At 43.1% G+C, this 540-nt stretch carries 1 rRNA gene; it reads right to left on the bottom strand.

Annotated elements, in window-relative coordinates:
* Nucleotides 1-418: ribosomal RNA gene (locus AOG26_RS20375) — 23S ribosomal RNA — on the bottom strand; the annotation flags it as partial.
* Between the last annotated feature and the right edge of the window lie 122 nt (nt 419-540).

Consider the following 540-nt stretch of genomic DNA (forward strand, 5'->3'; position numbering starts at 1 on the left):
ATTTAGCCTTAGATGATGGTCCACCTATATTCAGTCAAAGTTTCACGTGCTCCGACCTACTCGATTTCACTTAAGATGCATTTTCGTGTACGGGACTATCACCCTGTATCGTCAAACTTTCCAGAATGTTCCACTAACACATAATAAGCTTAAGGGCTGGTCCGGTTTCGCTCGCCGCTACTTCCGGAATCTCGGTTGATTTCTGTTCCTACGGGTACTTAGATGTTTCAGTTCTCCGCGTTCGCCTCTTACACCTATGTATTCAGTGCAAGATACCTGCAAGCAGGTGGGTTTCCCCATTCGGAAATCCTAGTCTCAAGCGCTTTTTACTAGCTTGACTAGGCTTATCGCAAGTTAATACGTCCTTCATCGCCTCCAACTGCCAAGGCATCCACCGTGTACGCTTAGTCACTTAACCATACAACCCAAACGGGTCTTTGTTAGTGACAGCTGTTAACTTCGCCAGAAGTTAATTCATCAAATAATGATGAGAATACTAAAGTAGATACCAATTAATCTTTCGATTAATGGCATATTTTT

The organism is Pseudoalteromonas sp. UCD-33C (assembly GCF_001306895.1).
Taxonomy (GTDB): domain Bacteria; phylum Pseudomonadota; class Gammaproteobacteria; order Enterobacterales; family Alteromonadaceae; genus Pseudoalteromonas.